Source organism: Micromonospora sp. DT43 (genome assembly GCF_049841645.1).
Lineage (GTDB): Bacteria > Actinomycetota > Actinomycetes > Mycobacteriales > Micromonosporaceae > Micromonospora.
In genome coordinates this window covers 1-22,558 of sequence record NZ_JBNCKR010000016.1, presented here as the reverse complement: position 1 = coordinate 22,558, position 22,558 = coordinate 1, and the positions used below count along the sequence as shown (strand labels likewise).

Genomic DNA, 22,558 nt, shown 5'->3' with positions numbered 1-22,558 from the left:
TTGCCGGGTTTCCTGCCGTGTGGGCGGGGAAGGCCGGGCGGGTGAGTAACGCCGACGATCGGGCCACCGCCCGCCGGGCCCTGGTCGTGATCGGCCTGGTGCTGGCGACCGCGCTCGCGCTGGCCTTCGTGTACGCGACCCGGCGGGTGCTGGTCTGGGCAGTCGTGGCCGCCTTCTTCGCGGTCGCCCTCAAGCCGTCCGTGGACTGGCTGCAACGCCGGTTCGTCCGGCGGCGGGCGGCGGCCACGCTGTTGGTGTTCCTCGCCGCCTTCGTCGTGGTGGCGATCCTCGCCACTGTCATCCTGGTGCCCCTGCTGGACGAGCTGGGCCGATTCGCCGAGCGGGGGCCCGACCTGCTGCGCGACGCACGCGCCGGACGCGGCCCACTGGGTCAGCTCGTGGAACGCACCGGAGCGCGGCGCTACGTCAGCGAGCACTCCGACCAACTGCGCGACTTCGGCAGCCGGCTGCGACAACCCGCCGTCGGCGTGCTGCGCGGCGTCGTGGAGACGGTCGCGGGGCTGGTCACCGTCGTCGTGCTGGCGTACCTCATGGTGTTGGAATCGCCGCGGATCACCCGTGGCCTGCTCGCGGCGGCCGGGGACGGTCAGGGCGAGCGCCTGCGCCGGGTGGGCCGAGAGGTGTCGCGGACGGTGACCGGCTATCTCACCGGCAACCTGCTGATCAGCGTGATCTGCGGGGCGTTGACGTTCGTGGTGCTGGCCCTGACCGGGGTGCCGTTCGCGGGCGTGATCGCGCTGCTGGTGGCGGTGGCCGATCTGATACCGCTTGTCGGCGCGACGATCGGCGCGGTGATCGCCGCCGGGGCCGGGTTCCTGCACTCCCCCACCGCCGGGGTCGTCGTGCTCGTCTTCTTCGTGGTCTACCAGCAGGTCGAGAACCACCTGCTCCAGCCGCTGATCCTGGCGCGCGCGGTGCGGCTCAACCCGCTGACCGTGCTGCTGAGCGTGCTGCTCGCGGCGGAACTGGCCGGGCTGCTCGGCGCGCTGCTGGCCATTCCCGCCGCCGGCATCGTCCAGACGCTGCTGCGGGAGTACGGGCCGCGACGGCTGAACCCACCCCCACCGGCGGAACCCGGACCGCCCGCACGCGGACCGGCCGGTCCCGCCCCCTCGCGGGGCTGACCGGCCCGGTCGGCGGGTCTCGCTCAGCGGCCGTGCATGGCGACCTCCGGTGAGGTGCTCTCCAGCGGAACCGCGTTCGCCGGGACCAGCCCCAACTGCACTGCCGAGCGGGTCAGCGCGGCGTCGAGCACCCAGTCGGCGCCCACGCGGGTGCGGTTGCCCGGCATCGCCATCAGGTGGTACGCCCGGGTGACCGCCTTGGCCGGCAGCCCGGCCAGGTTGACGTGCAACGGGTTAGCGGCCGCGTCCTTGCCGCCCAGGTCGACCACCCAACCCAGATCGTGGTGCTTGTACGGCTTGCGCTGACCGAAGCCGTACGACGCGGCGATGTTGTGCGCCACGCGCTTGCCCTGCCGCTGCGCGTGCTGAGCCGTCATGCCGCAGAGCTGTCCCGGGTTGACCAGGTCGGGCACGGCGGCGGCGTCACCGCAGGCGAAGACCTCCGGGTAGCCGGGGACGTTGAGGAACTCGTCGGTGACCAGCCGGCCCTTCTCGGTGCGCAGGCCCAGCTCGTTGACGAACGGGTCGGGCCGCACCCCCACGCACCAGACGAGCGTGCAGGTCGGCACGTACTCGCCGTCGGTGAGCTTGACCCCGTCGCAGGTCGCCTCGGCCACCGACGTGCCCATCCGCACGTCCACACCACGCCTGTTGAGCACCTTGTGCGAGGTGTCGGACATCCGCTTGTCCAGCTCGGGAAGCACCCGGGGGGCGACGTCGAGCAGCATCCAGCGGGGCCGGACGGTGAGCCGGGGTCGCTGGGCGTGCAGCGCGTCGGTGAACAACTGCCCGTGCGCGGCCACCTCGGTACCTGTGTAGCCCGCCCCGACGACCACGAACGTCGAGCGCGCCTTCTGCTCCGCCGGGTCCTCGGCCTGCTCGGCCAGCTCGATCTGGCGGACGATGTGGTCGTGCAGGTAGACGGCCTCGGGCAGGCCGCGGAAGCCGTGCGCGTACTCGGTGACACCCGGGATGGGCAGCAGCTTGTTGACGCTGCCCACGGCGAGCACCAGCCGGTCGTACGCCAGGCGGTTCTTCTCCCCCTCGGCCTGGGTGAAGCCGACCCAGCGGTTCTGCAGGTCGACGTGGTCCGCCTCGCCGATCACCACGCGGACGCCCTTGAGGGTCCCGGTCAGCGGCACCGCGATCCGTTTGGGCTCGACCACCCCGGCCGCGACCTCGGGCAGCAGCGGCAGGTACAGGAAGTAGTCGGTGGAGTTCAGCACCACGATCTCGGCCCGGTCCCGGGCGATCCGGCTCAACGTCTTCGCCGCGTGGTAACCGGCGAACCCGGCCCCCACGATCACCACACGAGGTTTCGTCATTGCGGGCCGTTTCCCGTCGCAGCCCGGGACAAACGTCGGCGTACGGTCAGCTCGCCTGGAGCCGGACGTTACCGCTGCTGCCCAACGCCTCGATCCTCCATTCCTGCCCGAAGGCGCGCACCCGGTCGGCGGTGATCCGGCCCAGTTCCGGTGGAATGTCCGGGTCGATCATGAGCTGCCCGCCGACCGGGTTGAGCCCCAGCAGCGCGCGGACCAGCGCCAGCGGCGTGCCGGCGGCCCACGCCTGCGGGCTGCACGCCGTCGGGTAGGGCACGGCGAACAGCAGCCGTTCGCGGTCGTACCCGCTGAGCGCCTCGGGCAGTCGGTGGTCGAACTGCTCGGCCGCGTCGAACATGGCGAGGCTGATCCGGTTCGCCTCCGCCCGGTAGCCGTAGCGGGCCAGGCCCAGCACGGCGATGGAGTTGTCGTGCGGCCAGACCGTGCCGAGGTGGTAGCCCAGGGCGTTGTAGAGCCGTTCCTCGCGCGACAGCGTCCGGATGCCCCAGCCGGAGAACATGTCGGGGGACATGAGCTGCCGGACGACCGCGCCGGCCCGCTCCGGCGGCACGATCCCGCTCCACAGCAGGTGACCCATGCTGGACGTCTTCGCGTCGACCAGGTTCTTGTCACCGTCGAGGGCGATGGCGTAGTAGCCACCCCGCTCGTCGATCCAGTAGTCCTGGTTGAACCGCTCGTACAGGGTGCCGGCCTCGTCGCGCAGCCGACGGGCCAGGGAGGGATTGTCCAACGGCCCGTCCAGCAGCTCGGCCAGTCGCAGCTTGGCGTCGTACGTGTAGCCCTGGATGTCGGCGGTGGCGAGCGGCAGCACCGGGATGCGCCCGTCGGCGAAGCAGATCCCGTCCGGCGAGTCCCGCCAACACTGGTTGCCCAGGCCCTCCGGGGAGCGGGTGGCGTACTCGACGTAGCCGTCGCCGTCCCGGTCGCCGTACTCGTCGATCCAGCGCAGGGCGGCAATGGCGTTGTCGGCCAGGTGCCGGACTGTCTCGTCGTCGCCGGTCCAGCGCCAGTACTCCGACAGCAGGATCAGCCAGAGCTGGGTGGCGTCGGCGCTGCCGTAGTACGGCCCGTACGGCTTCTGGCCGCTGCGGGTCAGCTCGCCGCTGCGGACCTCGTGCAGGATCTTGCCGGGCTCCTCGTCGGTGAAGTCGTCGCACGTGTCGCCCTGAAGGCGGGCCAGCGCGAGCAACGCACCCTTGGCCAGCTCCGGCCCGGCCACCAGAGTCTGGTACGCGCTGATCAGCGTGTCCCGCCCGAAGACGCTGAGGAACCAGGGCAGCCCGCGCCGGGCAGCAGGATCTTCTGGCCCTTGACCTCCAGGTCGAGCCGCAGGGCCGCCAGGTCGTCGCGGGACCGACGCACGGTGCGTTCCAACGCCTGGTTGTCGCTGCGCAGCACGGCCCGGTCCTCGACCCACCGGCGCAGCGGGTCGTCGCCCCGGCCGTGGATGACGTCGGCGATGTCGCCCCGCACCGGCTCGACCACTCCCATCCCGGGTGGCAGTGGAACGTGCAGGTCCACCTTCCAACCCTGGCGCGGGCTCAGGTCCAGCTCCCAGACCAGCTCGTCACCCTCGATCCGGTCCGCCGGGGTGGCGCAGCACACCCGGGTCTGGGCGGAGAAGTCCCCGTTGCGGTAGGAGAAGCACAGCTCGGAGCCGTCTGCGGCGTGGTCGCGGGTGATCTGCGCCGAGCGGTCCCGGACCACCGACTTGACCTCGAACAGGTCGGCGAAGTCCGCGTCGACGGCGAGGCGCAGTTCCAACCGGACCGGCTCCGGCCGAAACGACAGCAGCTCGACCCGCTCGTGGAAGCCGTCGCCCACGTAGCGCAGCCGCCGAAGGCCCAGGCTGTTCGGCGGCAACCCGGGCAGTTCGGAGTTCGTGAGCACGTACTGCGCGGAGTAGTGCTCGATCGTCTGGGCCCGCAACACCAGCAGGGCGCCGCCGTTGACGGTCAGGGTCCAGCCGCTGACCAGCCGGGTGTCCAGGTGCACGAGCCCGCCGATGCTGCCCGGCGGGACGTCGCCGCTCGAATTCGAGTACATGAAGGTGGGGCCGCTGAGCACGGCGAGGGAGTCGGGGCCCAGCTCCGGCGGCATGGCCCGTTGGTCGCCGCTCCGCCCGGCCTCGCTCATCAGGCCGGGAGTCGGATTTGCGGGGGTCGCGCGCACGGCAGCCATGACACCCACCGTAAGAAGGCCATAACGGGGTGTCATCACCCGGTCCGGGTGAAAACTCCGCCGCCATCGACGCCGCACGATATGGACAGGCACCGTCATCGATGGGCAGGATGCCGGAATGGGATCAGACGACACCGGCGCGGGGCCCACGAGGTCCACCCGCCGCACCTTCCTGTCCGCCTCGGCCGCCGCCGCCGCGGCGACCGCCGCCACCGTCGCGGTGCCCGCGCTCGCCGCACCCGCCGCTGCCACCGACGCCGCTCCGACCGGCCCCGGCCGCCCGATCCACGCCCAGCGGCCCGAGCGCGAGTTGCGTGAGCTGCTGCGCCAGGTCGACCCACGCCGGATCGAGGCGATCGTGCGCCGCCTCGCCGCGTTCGGCACCCGGCACACCCTCTCCAGCCAGGACGACCCCCAGCGGGGCATCGGCGCCGCCCGGGACTGGATCCACGCGCAATTGCAGGGGTACGCGGCCACCTCCGGCGGTCGGATGACAGTCGAACTCCAGTCGTACGTCCAGCAGCCGGCGTCGCGGATCCCCACCGCCACCCGGATCACCAACGTGGTGGCCACCCTGCGCGGCCAGTCCTCCCCGAACCGCACCTACGTGGTGACCGGCCACTACGACTCCCGGGCCACCGACGTGATGGACGCCGTCAGCGACGCGCCCGGCGCGGACGACGACGCGTCCGGCGTCGCAGTCGTGCTGGAGCTGGCCCGACTGATGGCCACCCGACCGACCGCCGCCACTGTGGTCTTCGCCGCGGTCGCCGCCGAGGAGCAGGGCCTGTACGGGTCGGCGTACCTGGCCGCGCAGCTCAAGGCGGCCGGCGCGGACGTGCAGGGCATGTTCAGCGACGACATCGTGGGCAGCAGCACCGCCGACGACGGCACCCGCGACCCGTACGCGGTGCGCCTCTTCGCCGAGGGGGTGCCAACCGCCGAGACACCGGCGGAGGCCACCACCCGGCAGTCCGTCGGCGGCGAGAACGACTCACCGTCGCGGCAGCTCGCCCGGTTCGTCAGGGACGTGGCGGAGAACGACGCGACGGGCATGCGGGTGCGGGTGATCTACCGGCGGGACCGCTACCTGCGCGGCAGCGACCACATCTCGTTCCTGCGCGAGGGCTGGCCGGCGGCGCGGTTCACCGAGCCGAACGAGGACTTCGCCCACCAGCACCAGGACGTCCGCGTGCAGGACGGTCAACAGTTCGGTGACCTGCCCGAGTTCTGCGACTTCGCGTACATCGCCCGGGTGGCCCGGGTCAACGGCGCGGCGCTGTGGTCGCTGGCCCAGGCCCCCGGTACGCCCAAGGGCGCGATCATCGTGACCACGGACCTGACCAACAACACGACGCTGCGCTGGCAGCGCGGCGACGAGCCGGGCCTGGCCGGCTACGAGGTGGTGTGGCGGGAGACCACTGCCGCCGAGTGGCAGCGGGTGATCGGAGTCGGTGACGTCACCGAGGTCAGCATCGACCTGTCCAAGGACAACGTCTTCTTCGGCATCCGCGCCGTGGACCGGGAGGGCCGCAGAAGCCCGGTAGCCTTCCCCCGACCCGGCGCCTGACCCCGCTCCACCCTCGTTGATCAAGAGGTTCGCGTCCCCGTGTCGTGACGCGAACCTCTTGATCACGCGGGAGGTGGGGTGGGGGCGGTTATCGCCCAGCGTTCGTGGTCGCGCCACGCGCCGTCGATGAACAGGTAGTCCGGGGAGAAGCCCTCCAGGCGGAAGCCGAGCTTGCGGGCCACCCGCCGCGACGGTTCGTTGCCCGGCTGAATGTTCGCCTCCAGGCGGTGCAGCCCGGCCGCCGTGAACGCGTGGTCGATCACCAGCGCGATGCCCGCCGAGGCGTGGCCGGTGCCGCTGTACGGCTCGAACGCCGCGTACCCCAGGTAACCGCCGCGCAGCGCGCCCAGCACGATGCCGCTGATGTTCACGTAGCCGGCGATGGCGCCGCTGGCCCGGTCGCAGATCAGGTAGCCGGCGCTGTCCCTGCGGCGGATGCGACGCAGGTAGTTGTCGTACTCCTGCGGGCTCGTCGGCGCGGCCAACCACGGATGGTGCAGGTCCCGGCTGCGCCGCGTGGCCGCCACGAACTCGTCGACGTCGGTGGGCCGGGGTCGCCGGATCGCGGCGGGACCACCGCTGCGCAGGTATCTCACGGCCGACCACTCTGACCGACCGGCCCGGCCGTTGTCCAACCGGCCCGCCGCCCGAGCCCGATGGCAGGGGGCGTTCGCACCGGCAGCGCGCCTGCTTAGGATCGTCGGCATGGCAACCCGGCTTGTGCAGATCAACATGAAGGCTCGCGACGACGCCGCCCTGGGCGGTTTCTGGGCGAAGGCGCTCGACTGGGGGATCTCCAGCGAGGGACCGGGTGTCACCAACCTCGAACCCGAGGGCTTCGTCTACCCCGATCCCGTCGCCGTCTGCATCGACCTCGTCGTCTCCGCGGAACCCAAGACGGTGAAGAACCGCGTGCACGTCGACCTGGCGACCACCTCGGCGGAACACCAGGCGGAGGTGGTGGCGCGGCTGAAGGGTCTCGGCGCGACCCTCGCGGACGTGGGCCAGGGCGACGTGCCGTGGACGGTGATGGCCGACCCGGAGGGCAACGAGTTCTGCGTGCTGGACTCGCTCTACGAGGAGACCGGCCCGATCGCGTCGGTGGTGGTCGACTGCGCGGATCCGCGTCTCATGGCCCGCTTCTGGGGCGAGGCCACGGACTGGACCGTGCACAAGGTAACCGACCACAGCGCGGTGCTGCGCTCGGCTCAGGGCGTCGGCCCGTACCTGCAGTTTCTCCGCACGCCCGATGTGAAGACGGTGTGGAACCGCGTCCATCTCGACGTCCGCCCCTACCCGGGCGACGACCTGGAGGGCGAGGCGGCCCGACTGCGGTCTCTCGGCGCCACCGACGCCGACCTGGGCGGGGGCACCGTCCCGTGGACCGTCCTGGCCGACCCGGAGGGCAACGAGTTCTGCCTCCTCACGCCGGCCTGACCCACACCCCGGCCCTCGTCGTGCTCAGTGCGCGACGCGAACCGCCGAGACGAGCCCGCCCACGCCCTCGTCGTGCTGCGGCGGGGTGAGCACCGGCCGCCCGTAGGCTGCGGCGCGCTCACGCAGGGTGAAGGTTTCCGCCTCCCAGCCGAGGCCGGCCAGCCAGCCGACCGGGTCCTCCGGCATCTCCGAGACCCACATCGACGCCGCCGACCCCGAGGCCGCGTCCTCGCGGAAGCGCTCGACCACACCGCGCGAGCCCAGGGTGAGGCCCATCCGGCTGCCCGGGGCGGACAGCGCACCGACCCGTTCGAGCAGCGACGCCACCGCGGCCTGGGGTAGATAGATCAGCAGGCCCTCGGCGATCCACGCGGTCGGCTGTGTCGGGTCGTGCCCGGCCGCGGCCAGGGCGCCGGGCCAGTCCTCGCGAAGGTCGACCGGGACGGTGATCCGCTCGCAGCGCGGAGCGGCATGCTCCTGACGCAGCACCGCGGCCTTGAAGCCGAGCGGTTCGGCCGTGTCGACCTCGAACAACCGGGTGCCCGCAGGCCAGTCCATCCGGAAGGCCCTGCTGTCCATCCCGGCGCCGAGCAGCACAACCTGCCGGACGCCGGACTCGACCGCCCGGTCCAGCAGGTCGTCCAGGAACTTCGTCCGGATGACGATCGAGACGGCCACACCGAGCCAGCGGCGTCGCGCCGCCTCGTCCGCACCCGGGGGCGACGGCGTCGCGGGGTCTCTCCCTCCGGCCGTGGCGAAGGCCAGCGCCAGCGGGTCCCGGAACAGCGGCTGCTCGCGTGCCGTCTCCATCGCCCGCACCCGGGCCACGCCGACGGCTGTGGACCACACCCCGGACGGCTCGATCGGGCCCGCCGCGTCAGTCATGCGTCCAGCCTAGCCAGGCTCTCTGCCACCCCACACCGTGCGCGTCCGCGCGCACCGAAACCGGCGCTCAGCGCCGCACGGGCTCGTCGGGTGGCAGCGACGACGGCGGAGGTGAATCGGCACGGCATCGTGGCCGGGGCGCGGTCCACTGCTCGTGGCAAGCGATCGCGAGCAGGGTCGATCCCGATGCCCGCGTCGATGTCCGGGGTGCCACCGGTGACGTGCCGTGTCTCGTGCCGGCTCGGGTCATCCGCCGTGGCTGCCCGCCGTGTCGATCTGCTGGTGAGCGGTATACCGCAGAGGTATGAATATGACTTCGCGGTATACCGCTCACGACCGCATTCGCCCCTGCGGAGGTGACCGACGGTCACCGCCGGCGGCCGGGGGGAGGCATTACTCGCCTAGCGGCGCGTCAGCAGGCGGAACTCGGTGCCGTCGGGGTCGGCCAGCACCACCGCGCCCTCCCCCTCGGTGCCGACCACCGTGGCGCCGAGGGCGAGCAGGCGGTCGACCTCGGCCTGCGGGTCGTCCCCGTCGTCGACGGCGAGGTCGAAGGTCACCCGGTCCCTGTCTCCCTTGGGCATCAACGGCGGACCACCCCAGGTGATCTTCGGGCCGCCCAGGGGTGACTGGATGGCGGTCTCCTCGTCCTGGTCCCAGACCAGCGGCCAACCGAGCGCCTCGCTCCAGAAGTAGCCGACGGCCCGCGTTCCGTCGCAGGCCACGTCACCGAGGAAACCGCAGCCGGCGAGGAACACGCTGCCCGGCCCGAGGACGCAGAACTCGTTGCCCTCCGGGTCGGCGAGCACCACGTGGCTCTCCTCCGGGAGTTGGCCGACATCCGTGTGCCGCGCGCCCAGCTCCAGCGCCCTGGCCACCGTCTTCCGCTGGTGTTCCGGCGAGTCGCTTGTCAGTTCGAGGTGTGCGGGGTTCTGCAGGAGCTTCGGCTCCGGGATCCGCGGAAAGCGCAGCCGGAAGCCGCTCTCGTCGTCGGGCAGCAAGAGGACGCCGTCTCGACTGTCGTCGACCAGCTCCCGACCCAGGATCTCGGACCAGAACCGTGCGACACGCAGGGGTTCGTTCGCGCCGAAACACACCGCGAAGAGGTGACTTGCCATCGCTGCGCTCATCTCCGATCCCTGAAGGGGACAGCCCGGACGGGCCGGAGATCGGAGCCTACGGATCCGGCCGCGCCGCCCGCACCCGAGTTTTCGATACGGCGGCGGTTGATCGACTCGGCATCCTTGAAGTCGGGGTGTCCCGTGCGCTCGGACACCCCGATTTCCGTGAAACGGAGTCGATCACCGCCCACCGGGGCGGCGGGACGCTCCGGTGGATGCCGCGTAGTGTTGCCGCGGAACTTCGTATCCCTGGTTCGAGAAACACGTCGCAGATGAACTCGGGACCTCGCCGTGGGCGAGGAGGAGGTGGCGGCTTCAGTTCACGCTGCCTACCGTACGGAGATCGACATGGACATCGGCCTCGGCCTGCCCATCAGCGCACCGGCCCGCCTGCTCGACTGGGCCACCGCCGCCGAAGCACACGGCTTCGACAGCCTCGCTCTGCTGGACCGCCTCACGTTCGACAATCCCGAACCGTTGACCGCCCTGGCGGTCCTCGCCGGCGCCACGACGCGCATCCGCCTCCAGACGGAAGTCCTGCTGGGCCCGCTGCGCGAGACCGCCCTGCTGGCCAAGCAGGTCGCCACCCTCGACCGGATGTCCGCCGGCCGGTTCGTCCTCGGCATCGGCGTCGGTGGTCGCGACGACGACCACGTCGCCGCCGGCACCCCGATCGGGCAGCGGGGTCGACTGCTCGACGCGCAACTCGCCGCCCTGAGCGAGATCTGGCAGGGCGAGCCGTATCGCGGGACGACGATCGGGCCCCGCCCCACCACGCCCGGAGGGCCACCGATGCTTATCGGAGGGTTCGCCGCGCCGGCACTGCGACGCGTCGGGCGCTACGCCGACGGGTTCGTCTGCGCGGCACCCCTGGCCTGGGCCGGCCCCCTGGTCCGTACCGTGCGGGAGGGGTGGGAGGCGGCCGGCCGTCCGGGCCGGCCGCGTCTGGTGTGCCAGGTCAACGTGGCGGTCGGCTCGGCCGCCACGATCGACGAGGCCCGTGCCGCCATCGCCGCCTACTACGCGTTCACCGGCCGGCCCGGGTGGGGTGAGCCGCTGAGCGACCCGGCGCAGATCGCCGACACCGTGGCCGCGTACCGGGAGTTCGGCGCGGACGAACTGGTGTTGTACTGCTACGGCGCTGACCCCGGGCAGATCGACGTGCTCGCGGAGATCGTGCGCTGAGTCCCGGGACACCGGATCGGGGCCGTCGCGAAGAGGCAGCACGCGCTGCGTCGACGCGGCGGTCCCGCGCCGCCCGTCGCGTTCCCCATCCGTGCTCAGGTCGCACTCATCGTGGGGCAGAGGCCAAGGACTCAGCCTTCCAGGTAGGCGAGGACCGCCAGGATGCGGCGGTTGTCGTCCTCGGAGGGCTTGAGACCGAGCTTGGTGAAGATGTTGTTGCTGTGTTTGCTGACGGTTTTCTCGGTGACGAACATCCGGGCGGCGATCGCAGCGTTCGAGCGGCCCTCGGCCATCAGGGTGAGGACCTCGTGCTCGCGTGGGCTCAGCTCCAGGAGCTTGGGGTCGGTGGAGCGGTGGGTGAGTAGCGCGCTCACCACGTCGGGGTCCATAACGGTGCTGCCGGTAGCGACCTGCCGGACACTGGCGACGAATTGGCCGACGTCCGTAACCCGGTCCTTCAACAGGTAGCCCACCGCGCCCGCGCGATCTGACATCAGCTCCCTGGCGTAGATCTGCTCGACATACTGCGACAGCACCATGATGGGCAACCCCGGAATCTGGCGGCGGGCCTCGATCGCGGAACGCAGCCCCTCGTCGGTGAAGGTCGGCGGCAACCGCACATCGACGATGGCGACGTCGGGGCGGTGCGTCATCAGCGACCGGATCAGCGCGGGGCCGTTGTCAACGGCTTCCACGACCTCGAATGAGTTGGCCCGCAGGATCCTGATCAGGCCCTCGCGGAGCAGGGCGAGGTCCTCGGCTATCACGATACGCACGGCAGCGACATCCTCACCTCGGTAGGTCCGCCCGGCGGGCTGTCAACGGTCAGCGTGCCATCGAAGGCCGCCAGGCGACGGACGATGCCACGCAGGCCCGTGCCGGAATCGATCGAAGCACCCCCACGGCCGTCGTCGGACACCAGCATCGTCAGTTCCCCGGCAGCGCCGCCCCGGTGGGGTGCGAACTCCACGGTGATTCGGATCTGCTGGGCCTGGGCGTGCTTGATGGCGTTCGACAAGGCCTCGGCGACGGCGAAGTAGGCCGCAGACTCGATCGGGGCTGGCAGCCGTCGGGGTAGGCGGGTCACCACCGTGATCGGGATCGGGTTGACCAGGGCCAAGGCATTGAGTGCGCCGTCCAGGCCGCGGTCGGCCAATACCGGCGGATGGATGCCTCGTACCAGGTCGCGCAGCTCGGTGAGGGCGCTGGAGGTCGACTCGCGGGCCTCGGCCAGCAACTGCTGGACGGCCTGCGGATCGTTGGGCAGCAACTGTTCGGCCAAGCCCAGGCTCATACCCAGCGACACCAGCCGGGCCTGCGCGCCGTCGTGCAGGTCGCGTTCGATTCGGCGCAGTTCACCGGCCTGGGTGTCGACGGTCTCAGCTCGCGAGGTCGCCAACTGTTGGACGCGGGCCCGCAGGCGCGCCTGTTCGGTGGGGCCGAGCAGAGCGCGGATCACCCGAGCGTTGAGGTTCGCGAGGCGCACCGCAGTGACGTACCAGAGCAGAAGGAAAACCAGACCGAGCGGTACGAGCCCAAACGACTGCGCGACGCTGTGCAGCCGGAAGCCCTCCCCCATCGGAGTGCGGAATACCTGAGACGGCGTCAGCTGATAGATGAGTGGATAGGACAGGTATGCGACTCCGAAGACGAAGAACAGCAGCGACAGTCCGCAGCTCAACCAAATGGTGATCGAGTTGACCACCAACCAGATCCAGTCCCGCCACGTCGCCGGGTCGCGCAGGATCGTCCAGAGCCGCACCGGCCATCGGGCGTCCGGGGTCGGCTGATAGGGCCGGGCGGGCACCGGTTCGCCGAGCCGGTCGGCGGCCCACTGGCGATGCAGGTCGGCAAACCAGCGCACCAGTACGGTCGCGAGCAGGGTCAGTGGGATTCCGGCGCCAAGCGCGGCGATCGATATCGAGGTGATCCACAGTGTGGCCAGCACGGCACCTAGGGCCGCGCCCGGCAGCAGCACCAGCGACCAGCCCAGCAGGCTCATCCGCTGGGCCAGCGCGGAGCGCGGAATCGGACCGCTGCGAGCAACGCGACCCGGCCCGGAGCCCTCCCGCGAGGCCGAGGAGCCGCCGGACGGCGCGATTCCGCTGTTATCGGTCATCTCACTCCATCATTGCGCATCGTGCGAGGTCGTCTCCGCAGACTGGTTGACCGAGAACGCCGGGGAGCGCCGGTCAACCAGGCTCGCCGGTCCTGTCAGCCGTCGGCCCGACGGCCTTTACTTGACGGTGGCGGTCATCTGTTCGATTTCCTTGAGCACCAGGGCGGGCTTGTCCTGGGGAACGTCGTGCGAGCTTCCCTCGGCGGTGACGAGTGTGCGGTCGGGCGCCGCCTTGGTGAACGCCGCTGCCGCGTCGCGCCAGGCCTGAGCGTCCTGCGGAGATCCGTCGAAGGGCGTCTTGTCCGACACGACATAGATGACGGGAACACCGTCGGGCCAGGAGACCTTGTGATACGCCTGGTGCGTGGGACCGAAGTTGTCGGCCGTGGCGATGAGCTGGCGGTTCGCCTTCGTCGACGGCGCCTTCTTGAGCTCTTCGATCTGCGGCGCGGTCAGCGCGACGAGGCGTTGAATCTGGGTGTCGGTGAAGAATTGCGGCACATTGGCATCGATGAGCACCGCCCCCGAGACAACGCCGGGGTTCGCGAGGACGAAGTAGTGGGCCACTTCTCCTGCCTGCGAGTGGCCCGCGAGGACCACGTTCTGGGTGACACCGAGTTCACGCAGACCGGCCTGCAGGTCGGAGGCGGCGGCCTTGGGGTCCCATGGGCCCTTCACCTCCTCGCTGGCGCCCAGACCGGCCCGGTCGTAGGTGATGATCTGCGATCCGGTGGCCTGCGACAGCTGCGGCACCAGGGCATCCCAGTACGAGGAGTCCTCGCCACCGCCGGCGTCCAGCACGATGGTGGGAGAACTTCCGGGCGTGACGTGGAAGGCAAGCTGATGCCCGTTGTTGGCGATCATGTGCAAGCCCGCTGCGGGGGCCGCACTTGCCGGGCCGGCCGCGCTTGTCGAGGTCGAGGGAACCGCGACTGCCGAACTGGCTGCGGGCGCGGCCTTCGGTGCCGCCGAGTCAGCACACCCGGCGACTGCCGCTGTCACGGCGACAGGAAGGACGAGGGCCAGGGCGGCCCGATGGAACCGGGAGATCTTCTGCGTGGTCATGGAAATGAGCTTCCACGGTTTCTAGATCTTGATCGATCCTGCTACCTCCCAGTCGGGTTGGGAGTTACCCCTACCCTGGCCAGGGGGCGGTTCGTCGACTGGACCCCGTACCGCCGACCGCTCATCGCGCCGGACCGACCCGGCGGATCAGCCGCAGAGGGACCGGCGACGTTGTGGCGGGTTTGTAGTGTCCAGAGCCGGACGTCTACCAACGGGGACGGCGACGAGGAGGTCTGGTGGACACGGGGGCGCAGGATCCGGTCGTCACCGCCCTGTCCCGCCTGGTGCCGGATGGCGTCATCCGCCACGAGCTGACCCGTGAGTCAGGCCGGCGACTGCGGTGGGTGGAGGCCGGGGGCACCGGGCCACCCGTCCTTCTGATCTCGGGGGCCGGCGAGGTGGGGCTGGACTGGGCCACCGTCCTGCCCACGCTGGCCGAGACGTCCCGCGTTATTGCCTACGACCGCGCCGGCCTGGGCGCCAGCGACCCCGTCCCGCGGCTGACACTGGATTCCCAGGTACGCGACCTCGTAGCGCTTCTCGACCACGTCGGTCCAGCCGTGCTGGTGGGTCACAGCTGGGGTGGACTGCTCGCCGAACTGGCCGCGCTCGCCCGGCCCGACCGCACAGGCGGCGTGGTCCTCGTCGACCCGTTCCACGAGGACACCACGGCCGAGGTGCCGCTGGCCCTGCGGGTCGCGTCGAGCGTCGTCCTGGCTGCCCTTCCGCTGCTCAAGGCGGTCGGGCTCTTCAACCGGGTCGCCGCGAACATGGGCCGCGAGCTCGCGCAGCGCTGCACCGACGACCCGACGACTCAGGCCCTGGTCACTGCGGCCTATCAGGCCAGCTATGCCACGTACGCGCAGGTCGCGACCATCCGTACGGAGAACCGCCTCGCCAACGCCTGCACCCGGCAGGTCCGTGCCACGCGTGCGACGTCGGCGGTGCCCGACGTCCCGATGAGAATCCTCACGGCAACGCGCGGCAAGCCGGCCGCACTGCAACAGCGCTCCCGCGACCTCGCCGAGCAGACGGCCGCACACTTCGTACGCGGCACCCACGTCGTGGTGCCCGACAGCGGCCACTACATCCACAAGGAACAACCCGCCGCAGTGGTGGACGCAGTCCTCGCCGTCCTCGCCGAGGCGGATCGGGAAACACCGTAGCGGTGCGCAGTCCGTCGGGCCGGCTCAGCGGGCGTACCACCGGGCCAGCCACGGGGTGAGCGCGACGAGGGCGACGGCGAGGGCGGTGATCACGGCCTGCCCGATCCGGCCCGGGGTGACGCCACCGGCGGGGTCGAGCACGTAGTTGGCGTACCCGTTCGCGGCGGCGTCGGTCACCAGCACGGCGCAGCCCAGCGCGAGCCCCACCGGGCGGCGAGCCGCCAACAGCAGCGCCGCCAACGGATCCCACAGGGTCAGGGACGCGAAGTAGACCGCGAGCCACCCGGGCAGGGCGACCTGCGGTCGCAGCCCGGGGACGAACAACTGGAGGACGTGCACGACGGTGCCGTAGGCGAAGACCAGCACGGCCGCCGACACGACCAACCGGACCCGCAGGGGTACGCCCTGCCACCGACCGGTGCTCATCCGGCCAGTGTGTCGCAGCGGCGCGAGCGCCGGGTGACCGGTCAGAGCGGCTCGGGAAGCGTCTGCTCCATCGGCATCGGCACCTGGAGGTAGGTGACGCCGCGCATGTCCAGCCAGGCCCGGTCCGGTGCGCGGACCAGCCGCACCATCACCGACTCGCAGGACGGACAGCGCGCGACCAGGCCCGGGGCGTGCGAGTAGACGTGCAGGCTTGCCATCGAGCCTGTCATCCCGCAGTTCTCGCAGCGGCCCATCGCGGTGCTCAGGTCGACGGTGAACAGCTCGCGCATCGGGCCGTCGAGCATGTTGCCGTCCAGGTAGGACATCTCGGTCATCGGGTCTCCTCGACGTTGCGGGGCGGGCTCTCAGCCGGTGGGGCCGAAGCGTTCGGTCCTGATCCGCCGCGACGAGTGGCCCAGGCCCACCAGCAGATCGGCCACGGCCTCCACGAACCCGGTCGGACCGCACACATAGGTGAGCGGTTCCAGGTCCGGCGGCCAGCCGTGGGTGTTCACGTCGGCCAGCCCGACCCGGTGCGGCTCGCCGCGCCAGCCGTCGGGCGCCTCGCGGGTGTACACGTACGCCACATCGAGGCCGAAGTCGTCGCGGCCCCGGCGGCGCAGCTCGTCGGCGTAGATCACGTCCTGCGCCGTGCGCACCGAGTAGATCAGCCGGAACGGCACCTTGCTGCCGACCGCCCGCCGCGCCCGGATCATCGCCATCAGCGGCACGATGCCGGAGCCACCCGCGACCAGCTGCACCGGCGCGGTGTCCTCCGAACGCCAGATGAACCAACCACCGAGCGGTCCGCGGACCTCCACCGGGTCACCGGCGCCGAAAACATCGATGAGGTACGGCGACACCTCGCCGTCGGGCACCCGCTGGACTGTCACCTCGATGCGCGGGCCGCCGGGGCCGTCCACTGCCGGCCCGGCGATCGAGTACGACCGGGCGGCCTGGTAGCCGTCCGGCGCTGTCAACCGCACGTCGACGTGCTGCCCGGGCAGGTGCCCCGGCCAGTCCGGCACCTCCAGCACAAGCGTCTGCGCGGTCGCGGTCTCGACCCGGCGCTCCACCAGCCGCGCCACCTGCCACTTGATCGGCTCGCGGGCCGGTGTGCCCGTCGCCACGGCCCGCTCAGTCACCCTGGTACCGCTGTTCGCGCCACGGGTCGCCGTAGTCGTGGTAGCCGGCCGTCTCCCAGAATCCCGGCTCGTCCATCGTCTTGAGCCGGATGCCGCGCACCCACTTGGCGGACTTCCAGAAGTACAGGTGCGGCACCAGCAGCCGCGCCGGCCCGCCGTGCTCGGCCGGCAGCGGCGCGCCGTCGAACGTGTGCGCCACCCAGGCCCGGCCGCCGCGCAGGTCGTCCAGCGGGAGGTTGGTGGTGTACCCGCCGTACGAGTGGGCGAGCGCGAAGTGCGCGCCGGTGTCCACGCCGTCGAGCAGCGTGTCCAGGGAGACGCCCTGCCAGGTGGTGCCGAGCTTCGACCAGTGGGTGACGCAGTGGATGTCGACCATCGGCGTCTCCTGCGGAAGCGCCATCAGCTCCTGCCACGACCACCGGTACTCGGTGCCGTTCTCGGCGGAGATGACGAACTCCCAGGTGTCCAGGGAGACCCGGGGTGTCGGGCCCGCCGACAGCACCGGAAAGTCCTCGGTCAGGTACTGGCCGGGTGGCAGGGCCGGCTCCTGCGTTCGGGGCCGACCCGAGAAGCCCGGTGACACGATTCCCATGGCACAGTCGTACCACCCGGGCCGGTCGGGGCGGGAGCTTTCCCGCGTACGCCCTCGTCGGTCCGGCGCGGCGCGGTCAGTGCCGCTCCGCGACGACCTCGCGCTGCTCGGGTGTGTCGCCCCGGGTGGCGCGCAGGCTGGTCATGGTCACCACGATCAGCACGCCGATGATCACGCCGAGCGAGGCCAGGGTGGGGATCTGGGGCACGCTCGCCCAGATGCCGTGCGCCCAGTGCAGACCCAGCTTGAGGCCGATGAACGCCAGGATGATCGCCAGGCCGTAGCTGAGGTGCACCAGCCGGCTCAGCGCCGCGTGCAGGACGAAGTAGAGCGCCCGCAGGCCGAGCAGGGCGAACGCGTTGGTGGCGAAGACCAGGTACGGGTCCTCGGTGATGCCGTAGACGGCCGGCACCGAGTCGACGGCGAAGACCACATCGGTGGCCAGCACCGCGACCACCACCAGGGCGAACGGGGTGAGCGCCCGCTTCGCGCCCTGCCGCACGGTCATCCGCGCGCCGTGGTACTCGTCGACCACCGGCATGATCTTGCGCAGCAGCTTCACCGAGCGCATCGTGTTGATGTCGACCTCCTGCTGGTGCCCGGCGAGGGCGTCGCGCAGCAGCTTCACCGCGGTGGCGATGAGGATGATCGCGAAGAGCAGGAACGCGAAGTCGAGCGTCTGCAACGCCGCCGCGCCCAGGGCGATGAAGACCGCCCGCAGCACCAGCGCGCCGGCGATGCCGTAGAGCAGCACCCGCTGGGCGAGCACCGCCGGCACCGCGAACGCGGCCAGCAGCAGCATGAAGACGAAGAGGTTGTCGACCGAGAGGGACTTCTCCACGAGGTAACCGGTCAGATACTGCACGCCCTGCTCGGAGCCGTAGCGGGACCAGACCCAACCGCCGAACGCGAGCGGCAGCGCGACGTAGAAGGCCGACCAGCCGATCGCCTCCCGCATGGACACCTCGTGCGGTTTGCGCGTCACCAGGAAGTCCAGCACCAGCAGGAGCACCACGCCGGCGATGGTCAGCGCCCAGAGCGTGGGCGTACCCACCGACGACAGGTCACTCGCCGCGGCCAGGTATGACAATTCGGTCATGGGGTCTCCTCGAACACCGTGTCATGTTCGAGGTCTCCTTCACCCATCGAAGATGGGCAACCACCCGAGGCACGCCGGGCGTGCCGTACTGACCGGAATGGTTCGTGGGAAGTACTCCCCTCGCACGACAAGGTTAGGCCAGGCCGGATCGACACGCCAAGCCGGACGTCGATGGTTGCCCTGGCCAACCGCTGTGCGCCGTGCCGCTCAGGAGCGGCGCAGCGTCGCGCCCGGCGCCATCGCCTGCTCCACGAGACCCCGGTAGTCACGCGGCAACTGGGTCGCCACGTCGTCGAACTCCCCACCCGTGATCGCCTCGCGCAGGGTGGTAAACACCGCCCGCACGGCATCACGCGCGGCCGGCTCCTGCACCCGGGCACGCAACGCGACGCGTGCCACGAACTCCGCAGCCCCGAACCGGTCCGCCTGCTCAGTGCTCGGGCTGGGCTTGAGCACCAGTTGCAGCGGCTGCGGAAGCTGCGCGGCCAGGTCGAGCACCTCGCCGCCGGTCAGCCGCTCGGCGAACGTCTCCAACACCGCCCGGGTCAGCTCGACCGCCTGCTCGGACGACGTCCGGGTGCGCTGGGAAACCTGATCGACGAAGGTGTCGTAGTTCATCGCGTACTCCCTCGGGCTTGTCGGCGGCGCCTGCGGGTACCCGCCGCCGTGCGGTGGAAACGACGCCGCTTTTCTCCGCCGACGCCGGCGATTTCCTCGCTCGGGCCGGCGTGAGCGGGCGGCGGGTGGGTAACCGCCGCCGGTCGTGACCACATCGATGCCCCGAGGGAGCCCCAGACATGGCGAGCTACGCGGACGTCCTGCAGTACCTGTCGAGCCTGGACTACCCGGCCGAGAAGAACGACGTGGTCCGCGAGGCCGAACGCGAGGGCGCCCCGCCGGACGTGCTGAAGGCGCTGCGCGCCCTGCCGCCCGTCGACTACGCCAACGGCAACGAGGTGGCCCGGTCCGCAGGCATCGAGGCCGCGCCCGAGGTGGGCCCCGCGCAACGCGCCGCGCAGGCCCGGGACAAGAAGCACAACCGGGTGTCGCAGCATCTGCGCGGCATCTGACCCGGCGGTGGCGGACCCCGCCGTGAGCCGCCGATGACCGGCACCGGTCCGCTGTCCCGCCCCCCGGACGGGCACACCCCGGCGGCGACGCAACTCGTCGTCGTGGCGGTGGCCGGCGTCATCGCCGGCTGCGTCTTCGCCCTGACACTGGCGCCGTCGCTCGCCCCACTGGCCGGCTGGGACGCCGCCGCGCTGAGCTGGCTGGTGCTGGTGTGGCGCAAGCTCTGGCCGATGGACGCCGCCCGCACCGCCCGACTCGCCGTGCACGAGGACCCCAACCGGGCCACCCGGGACGTGGTGCTGCTGATCGCCTGCCTCGCCAGCCTGCTGGCCGTCGGCCTCGTCGTGGCCAGCGCCCACGCGGCACCACCCGGCCTGCACCGGGACCTGTACGGCGGACTCGGCGTCCTCAGCGTGCTGCTGTCCTGGCTGGTGGTGCACACCGTGTTCGCGGCCCGCTACGCCCGGATCTACTACACCGGACCCGACGGCGGGGTGAACTTCAACCAGCCCGAACCGCCCCGGTACACGGACTTCGCGTACGTGGCGTTCACCATCGGGGCGACGTTCCAGGTCTCCGACACCAACCTGACGAGCAACGAGATGCGCCGCACGGTACTGCGGCACTCGATGGTGTCGTACCTGTTCGGCGCGTTCATCATCGCCGTCACCGTGAACCTGCTGGCGGGACTGGCCCACTGAGCGCTCAACCGCGGCCCGGGGTTGGCACGGGGCGGGAGTTCGCCGGGACAGGCGGGCGCCCCGTGGCCGCGAACCGCGACCGGGGGGCGCCACGCAAACCTGTCCAGGCGGTGAACCACTCCCGAACCGGTCGCGGTCACCAGGCGGTGGATGCCCGCTCGAACCGAGCGGGCAGCACTGCCGGGTACAACCATACGACAGAACATCCTCCGTACGGTCAGTTTTCGCCGAACTGTGGGCCAGGGCACGTCAGGAGTGACCGGTCAGCTCCGCGTACCGGTGCTCCAGATCCACCCGGGCCAGGGCCCCCACCAGCCACGCCAGCTGCTCCGACTCGCCGCTGGCCAACCCGGCGAGGTCATCCGCCGACCGGCCCAGCCCGAGCCGGCGGGCCGCCACCAGCGCCCGCCGGTCCGCGACGGGGGCCACCTCCCGCCACAGCGCCTGCGCCTCGCGCAGGAACAGCTCGACGACCTGATCGTTCACCCCGGGCAGCTCGGCGAGGAGCGACCGCTCGACAGCCGGCTCGTGGTGCGCCACCGCGCGCAACCGGCGCAGGTCACCCCGGTACCGCTCGACGACCGTCCGCGCCAGATCGCCCACCACGTCCGCCAACGCGTCGACGTCGCCGCGCTGACCACTGTCGCGCAGCACCCGCACCCGGTCGGTGTGCAGCGACCGGGCCAGCCGGGCGGCACTGTCCCACCCCTCGTCACGCAGCGCCCGCGCGCCGTCCAACGCCCGCCGGAAGTCACCCCGGCGGGCGAGCAGCACCGCCAGGTAGAGCACCTGGAACAGGCTCGCCGGATTGTTCGTCACCCGGAAGCCGTACTGCTCGGCGAACCCCCGTCCACTGCCGGCCAGGCGGCGGGCCAGGCGTTTGCGGTCCTCCACGGGCGTGATCAGAGTGGTCGCCATGCCGGCGACTACCCGCGCCACGGTCGGTCAACCGCCGCGTCCTCGGCCCGCGCACGCCCTGGCCGGCGCGCGTCTTTGGCCCGGACAGCCGACCTGGACCGGCGTGGCTGGGTCGAGGCGCCCGCCCTGATCGTCATCGGCCCGCGTGCTCATCCGCCCGCGTGCCCTGGCCCTTCGCCTTGGCCGTTCAGCCGTGCAGGCCGCCGGTGCGGTCGCGGGCCTTGAGTCGGGTGGTGGGCAGGGCGGGCGCCGGCAGCGGTGACGCCGCGTCGTCGGCCACCACCCCGAAACGCCGGCCGGCCATCCAGTCCTCCCGGGCGGCGGCGACCTCCTCGTGCGAGCGGCCCACGAAGTTCCACCACATGACCAGCGGCTCCTCGAACGGCGTACCGCCCAGCAGCAACAGCCGGGCCCCCGCCCCTCCGCGCACGGTCACCTCGCGCCGGCCCGAACCCAGGTACAGCAGCGCGCCCGGCTCGAACCCCACCCCGGCGGCCTCCGCGGAGCCGGACATCGCCAGCACGGCGTACTCGAAATCGGGCCGCAACTGCAGCGTGGTCGGCGCCGACCCGCCCAGCTCGAGCTGCACGCCCACCAGGGGGGTGTGCACCACCGCCGGGGACCGTTGGCCGGCGAACTCGCCGACCAGCAGGGTCGCGTCCACGTCGCCGTCCCGCCAGCGTGGCAGGTCGGCGTGGTGGGCGAAGTCCGCGTCGCCGGCCCGCGCCGGGTCCGGCAGCGCCACCCAGAGCTGCACGCCGTGCATGACCGGCGGGTGCGTGGCCGGCGACCGCTCCGAGTGGGCGATGCCGTGCCCGGAGGTCATCACGTTCAACTGGCCGGGCCGGATCGCCTGGACGTTGCCGAGGCTGTCCCGGTGAATGATCTCGCCGTCGAGCAGCCAGGTCACCGTCTGCAGACCCGTGTGCGGGTGCGGCGGCACCTCCATGCCCGGCCGCTGCGCCACGTCGTCCGGGCCGAAATGGTCCACGAAGCACCACGCGCCGACCATCCGCCGAGGCCGCTGCGGCAACAACCGCCGGACCGTCGTGTACCGCCCCAGCGGCACGTCGTGGCCCGGCAGCAGCACGCTGCCGGGATCGACGTCGGCCACGCCGGGCGGTCGGGTCTGTGCCAGCATCGATTCGGTACGCTCCACCGCCCGACTGTACGCTCGCGCCCTCCCCTGGCTGCGGCGCTTCCCGTCCGGGGTGACCGCCAACGCAGCACTGGCCGGCACCCGGGGTTCGGGTGCCGGCCAGTCGGTCGGGTTGTGCGGGGTGGGTCAGCTGTTCCAGTGCTGGCCGACCAGGTCGGTGGCCTGCTGCTCCCACTGGGCGTAGGCGTCGGGGTAGGCGGAGACCTGGACGGTCTGCGCGGCCTCGGTCA

24 protein-coding genes are annotated in these 22,558 nt (G+C 71.4%); 7 read left to right on the top strand and 17 right to left on the bottom strand.

Annotated features, from left to right (window positions below; genetic code table 11):
* Nucleotides 1-41 precede the first annotated feature (41 nt).
* Nucleotides 42-1,145: an AI-2E family transporter gene (locus tag ACLQ26_RS28395; protein ID WP_425747402.1), complete on the top strand. Its 1,104-nt coding sequence runs from the start codon at nt 42-44 to the stop codon at nt 1,143-1,145.
* A 23-nt stretch (nt 1,146-1,168) separates the two neighbouring features.
* On the opposite strand, the gene ACLQ26_RS28390 is transcribed toward ACLQ26_RS28395, so the two are convergent.
* From ACLQ26_RS28390 to ACLQ26_RS28380, 3 genes are read right to left on the bottom strand one after another with little or no spacing between them, the layout of a single operon-like run.
* Complete coding sequence (locus ACLQ26_RS28390) at nt 1,169-2,470, bottom strand: NAD(P)/FAD-dependent oxidoreductase (RefSeq protein WP_425747401.1); 1,302 nt, start codon at nt 2,468-2,470, stop codon at nt 1,169-1,171.
* Between the two features lie 46 nt (nt 2,471-2,516).
* Nucleotides 2,517-3,707 carry an amylo-alpha-1,6-glucosidase gene (locus ACLQ26_RS28385; protein WP_425747400.1) on the bottom strand — a complete coding sequence of 397 codons (1,191 nt, stop codon included), beginning with the start codon at nt 3,705-3,707 and terminating at the stop codon, nt 2,517-2,519.
* 20 nt (nt 3,708-3,727) lie between these two features.
* On the bottom strand, nt 3,728-4,669 hold the full coding sequence (locus ACLQ26_RS28380) for a glycogen debranching N-terminal domain-containing protein (RefSeq protein ID WP_425747399.1): 942 nt from the start codon (nt 4,667-4,669) through the stop codon (nt 3,728-3,730).
* A 118-nt stretch (nt 4,670-4,787) separates the two neighbouring features.
* Here ACLQ26_RS28380 and ACLQ26_RS28375 point away from each other — a divergent pair, with 118 nt between their 5' ends.
* Nucleotides 4,788-6,239: a M20/M25/M40 family metallo-hydrolase gene (locus tag ACLQ26_RS28375; RefSeq protein ID WP_425747398.1), complete on the top strand. Its 1,452-nt coding sequence runs from the start codon at nt 4,788-4,790 to the stop codon at nt 6,237-6,239.
* A gap of 62 nt (nt 6,240-6,301) precedes the next feature.
* Here ACLQ26_RS28375 and ACLQ26_RS28370 read toward each other — a convergent pair whose 3' ends face one another.
* Nucleotides 6,302-6,835 (bottom strand): GNAT family N-acetyltransferase, encoded by a 534-nt coding sequence (locus tag ACLQ26_RS28370; protein WP_425747397.1) that lies wholly within the window; start codon nt 6,833-6,835, stop codon nt 6,302-6,304.
* A gap of 109 nt (nt 6,836-6,944) precedes the next feature.
* Here ACLQ26_RS28370 and ACLQ26_RS28365 point away from each other — a divergent pair, with 109 nt between their 5' ends.
* Entirely contained in the window at nt 6,945-7,676 is a 732-nt protein-coding gene (locus tag ACLQ26_RS28365) for a VOC family protein (protein WP_425747396.1), read from the top strand.
* Nucleotides 7,677-7,700: 24 nt separating this feature from the next.
* On the opposite strand, the gene ACLQ26_RS28360 is transcribed toward ACLQ26_RS28365, so the two are convergent.
* Nucleotides 7,701-8,561, bottom strand: coding sequence for a class I SAM-dependent methyltransferase (locus tag ACLQ26_RS28360; RefSeq protein ID WP_425747395.1), 861 nt, complete (start codon nt 8,559-8,561; stop codon nt 7,701-7,703).
* Nucleotides 8,562-8,962: 401 nt separating this feature from the next.
* Nucleotides 8,963-9,679: a VOC family protein gene (locus tag ACLQ26_RS28355; protein WP_425747515.1), complete on the bottom strand. Its 717-nt coding sequence runs from the start codon at nt 9,677-9,679 to the stop codon at nt 8,963-8,965.
* Nucleotides 9,680-10,030: 351 nt separating this feature from the next.
* On the opposite strand from ACLQ26_RS28355, the gene ACLQ26_RS28350 reads away from it, so the two are divergent.
* Nucleotides 10,031-10,867: an LLM class flavin-dependent oxidoreductase gene (locus ACLQ26_RS28350; RefSeq protein ID WP_425747394.1), complete on the top strand. Its 837-nt coding sequence runs from the start codon at nt 10,031-10,033 to the stop codon at nt 10,865-10,867.
* Between the two features lie 131 nt (nt 10,868-10,998).
* Here the strand turns inward: ACLQ26_RS28350 and ACLQ26_RS28345 are convergent, their stop codons facing one another.
* From ACLQ26_RS28345 to ACLQ26_RS28335, 3 genes are all read right to left on the bottom strand, one after another.
* On the bottom strand, nt 10,999-11,643 hold the full coding sequence (locus tag ACLQ26_RS28345) for a LuxR C-terminal-related transcriptional regulator (protein WP_425747393.1): 645 nt from the start codon (nt 11,641-11,643) through the stop codon (nt 10,999-11,001).
* On the bottom strand, nt 11,631-12,986 hold the full coding sequence (locus ACLQ26_RS28340; protein WP_425747392.1) for a sensor histidine kinase: 1,356 nt from the start codon (nt 12,984-12,986) through the stop codon (nt 11,631-11,633). The genes ACLQ26_RS28345 and ACLQ26_RS28340 overlap by 13 nt, the downstream gene beginning before the upstream one ends.
* Before the next feature lie 117 nt (nt 12,987-13,103).
* Nucleotides 13,104-14,051 carry an alpha/beta fold hydrolase gene (locus ACLQ26_RS28335; RefSeq protein WP_425747391.1) on the bottom strand — a complete coding sequence of 316 codons (948 nt, stop codon included), beginning with the start codon at nt 14,049-14,051 and terminating at the stop codon, nt 13,104-13,106.
* 236 nt (nt 14,052-14,287) lie between these two features.
* On the opposite strand from ACLQ26_RS28335, the gene ACLQ26_RS28330 reads away from it, so the two are divergent.
* Entirely contained in the window at nt 14,288-15,217 is a 930-nt protein-coding gene (locus ACLQ26_RS28330; protein WP_425747390.1) for an alpha/beta fold hydrolase, read from the top strand.
* A 24-nt stretch (nt 15,218-15,241) separates the two neighbouring features.
* On the opposite strand, the gene ACLQ26_RS28325 is transcribed toward ACLQ26_RS28330, so the two are convergent.
* The 6 genes from ACLQ26_RS28325 to ACLQ26_RS28300 all read right to left on the bottom strand — a co-directional run bounded on the left by ACLQ26_RS28325 (nt 15,242) and on the right by ACLQ26_RS28300 (nt 19,097).
* Nucleotides 15,242-15,643, bottom strand: a complete 402-nt coding sequence (locus ACLQ26_RS28325) for a hypothetical protein (RefSeq protein ID WP_425747389.1) — start codon at nt 15,641-15,643, stop codon at nt 15,242-15,244.
* A 41-nt stretch (nt 15,644-15,684) separates the two neighbouring features.
* On the bottom strand, nt 15,685-15,978 hold the full coding sequence (locus ACLQ26_RS28320) for a DUF6510 family protein (RefSeq protein ID WP_007459518.1): 294 nt from the start codon (nt 15,976-15,978) through the stop codon (nt 15,685-15,687).
* Nucleotides 15,979-16,008: 30 nt separating this feature from the next.
* Nucleotides 16,009-16,773: a ferredoxin reductase gene (locus ACLQ26_RS28315; RefSeq protein WP_425747514.1), complete on the bottom strand. Its 765-nt coding sequence runs from the start codon at nt 16,771-16,773 to the stop codon at nt 16,009-16,011.
* Between the two features lie 7 nt (nt 16,774-16,780).
* On the bottom strand, nt 16,781-17,380 hold the full coding sequence (locus ACLQ26_RS28310) for a sulfite oxidase-like oxidoreductase (protein ID WP_266241690.1): 600 nt from the start codon (nt 17,378-17,380) through the stop codon (nt 16,781-16,783).
* A 76-nt stretch (nt 17,381-17,456) separates the two neighbouring features.
* Nucleotides 17,457-18,479, bottom strand: a complete 1,023-nt coding sequence (locus ACLQ26_RS28305; RefSeq protein ID WP_425747387.1) for a TerC/Alx family metal homeostasis membrane protein — start codon at nt 18,477-18,479, stop codon at nt 17,457-17,459.
* A 207-nt stretch (nt 18,480-18,686) separates the two neighbouring features.
* Nucleotides 18,687-19,097: a DUF2267 domain-containing protein gene (locus ACLQ26_RS28300; RefSeq protein ID WP_363685490.1), complete on the bottom strand. Its 411-nt coding sequence runs from the start codon at nt 19,095-19,097 to the stop codon at nt 18,687-18,689.
* 179 nt (nt 19,098-19,276) lie between these two features.
* On the opposite strand from ACLQ26_RS28300, the gene ACLQ26_RS28295 reads away from it, so the two are divergent.
* Both ACLQ26_RS28295 and ACLQ26_RS28290 read left to right on the top strand, forming a co-directional pair.
* Complete coding sequence (locus ACLQ26_RS28295) at nt 19,277-19,549, top strand: DUF2795 domain-containing protein (RefSeq protein WP_425747385.1); 273 nt, start codon at nt 19,277-19,279, stop codon at nt 19,547-19,549.
* 33 nt (nt 19,550-19,582) lie between these two features.
* Nucleotides 19,583-20,251, top strand: a complete 669-nt coding sequence (locus ACLQ26_RS28290; RefSeq protein ID WP_425747384.1) for a DUF1345 domain-containing protein — start codon at nt 19,583-19,585, stop codon at nt 20,249-20,251.
* A 249-nt stretch (nt 20,252-20,500) separates the two neighbouring features.
* Here ACLQ26_RS28290 and ACLQ26_RS28285 read toward each other — a convergent pair whose 3' ends face one another.
* Both ACLQ26_RS28285 and ACLQ26_RS28280 read right to left on the bottom strand, forming a co-directional pair.
* Nucleotides 20,501-21,169: a hypothetical protein gene (locus ACLQ26_RS28285; RefSeq protein WP_425747383.1), complete on the bottom strand. Its 669-nt coding sequence runs from the start codon at nt 21,167-21,169 to the stop codon at nt 20,501-20,503.
* A 187-nt stretch (nt 21,170-21,356) separates the two neighbouring features.
* Nucleotides 21,357-22,328 carry a pirin family protein gene (locus ACLQ26_RS28280; RefSeq protein WP_425747382.1) on the bottom strand — a complete coding sequence of 324 codons (972 nt, stop codon included), beginning with the start codon at nt 22,326-22,328 and terminating at the stop codon, nt 21,357-21,359.
* Between the last annotated feature and the right edge of the window lie 230 nt (nt 22,329-22,558).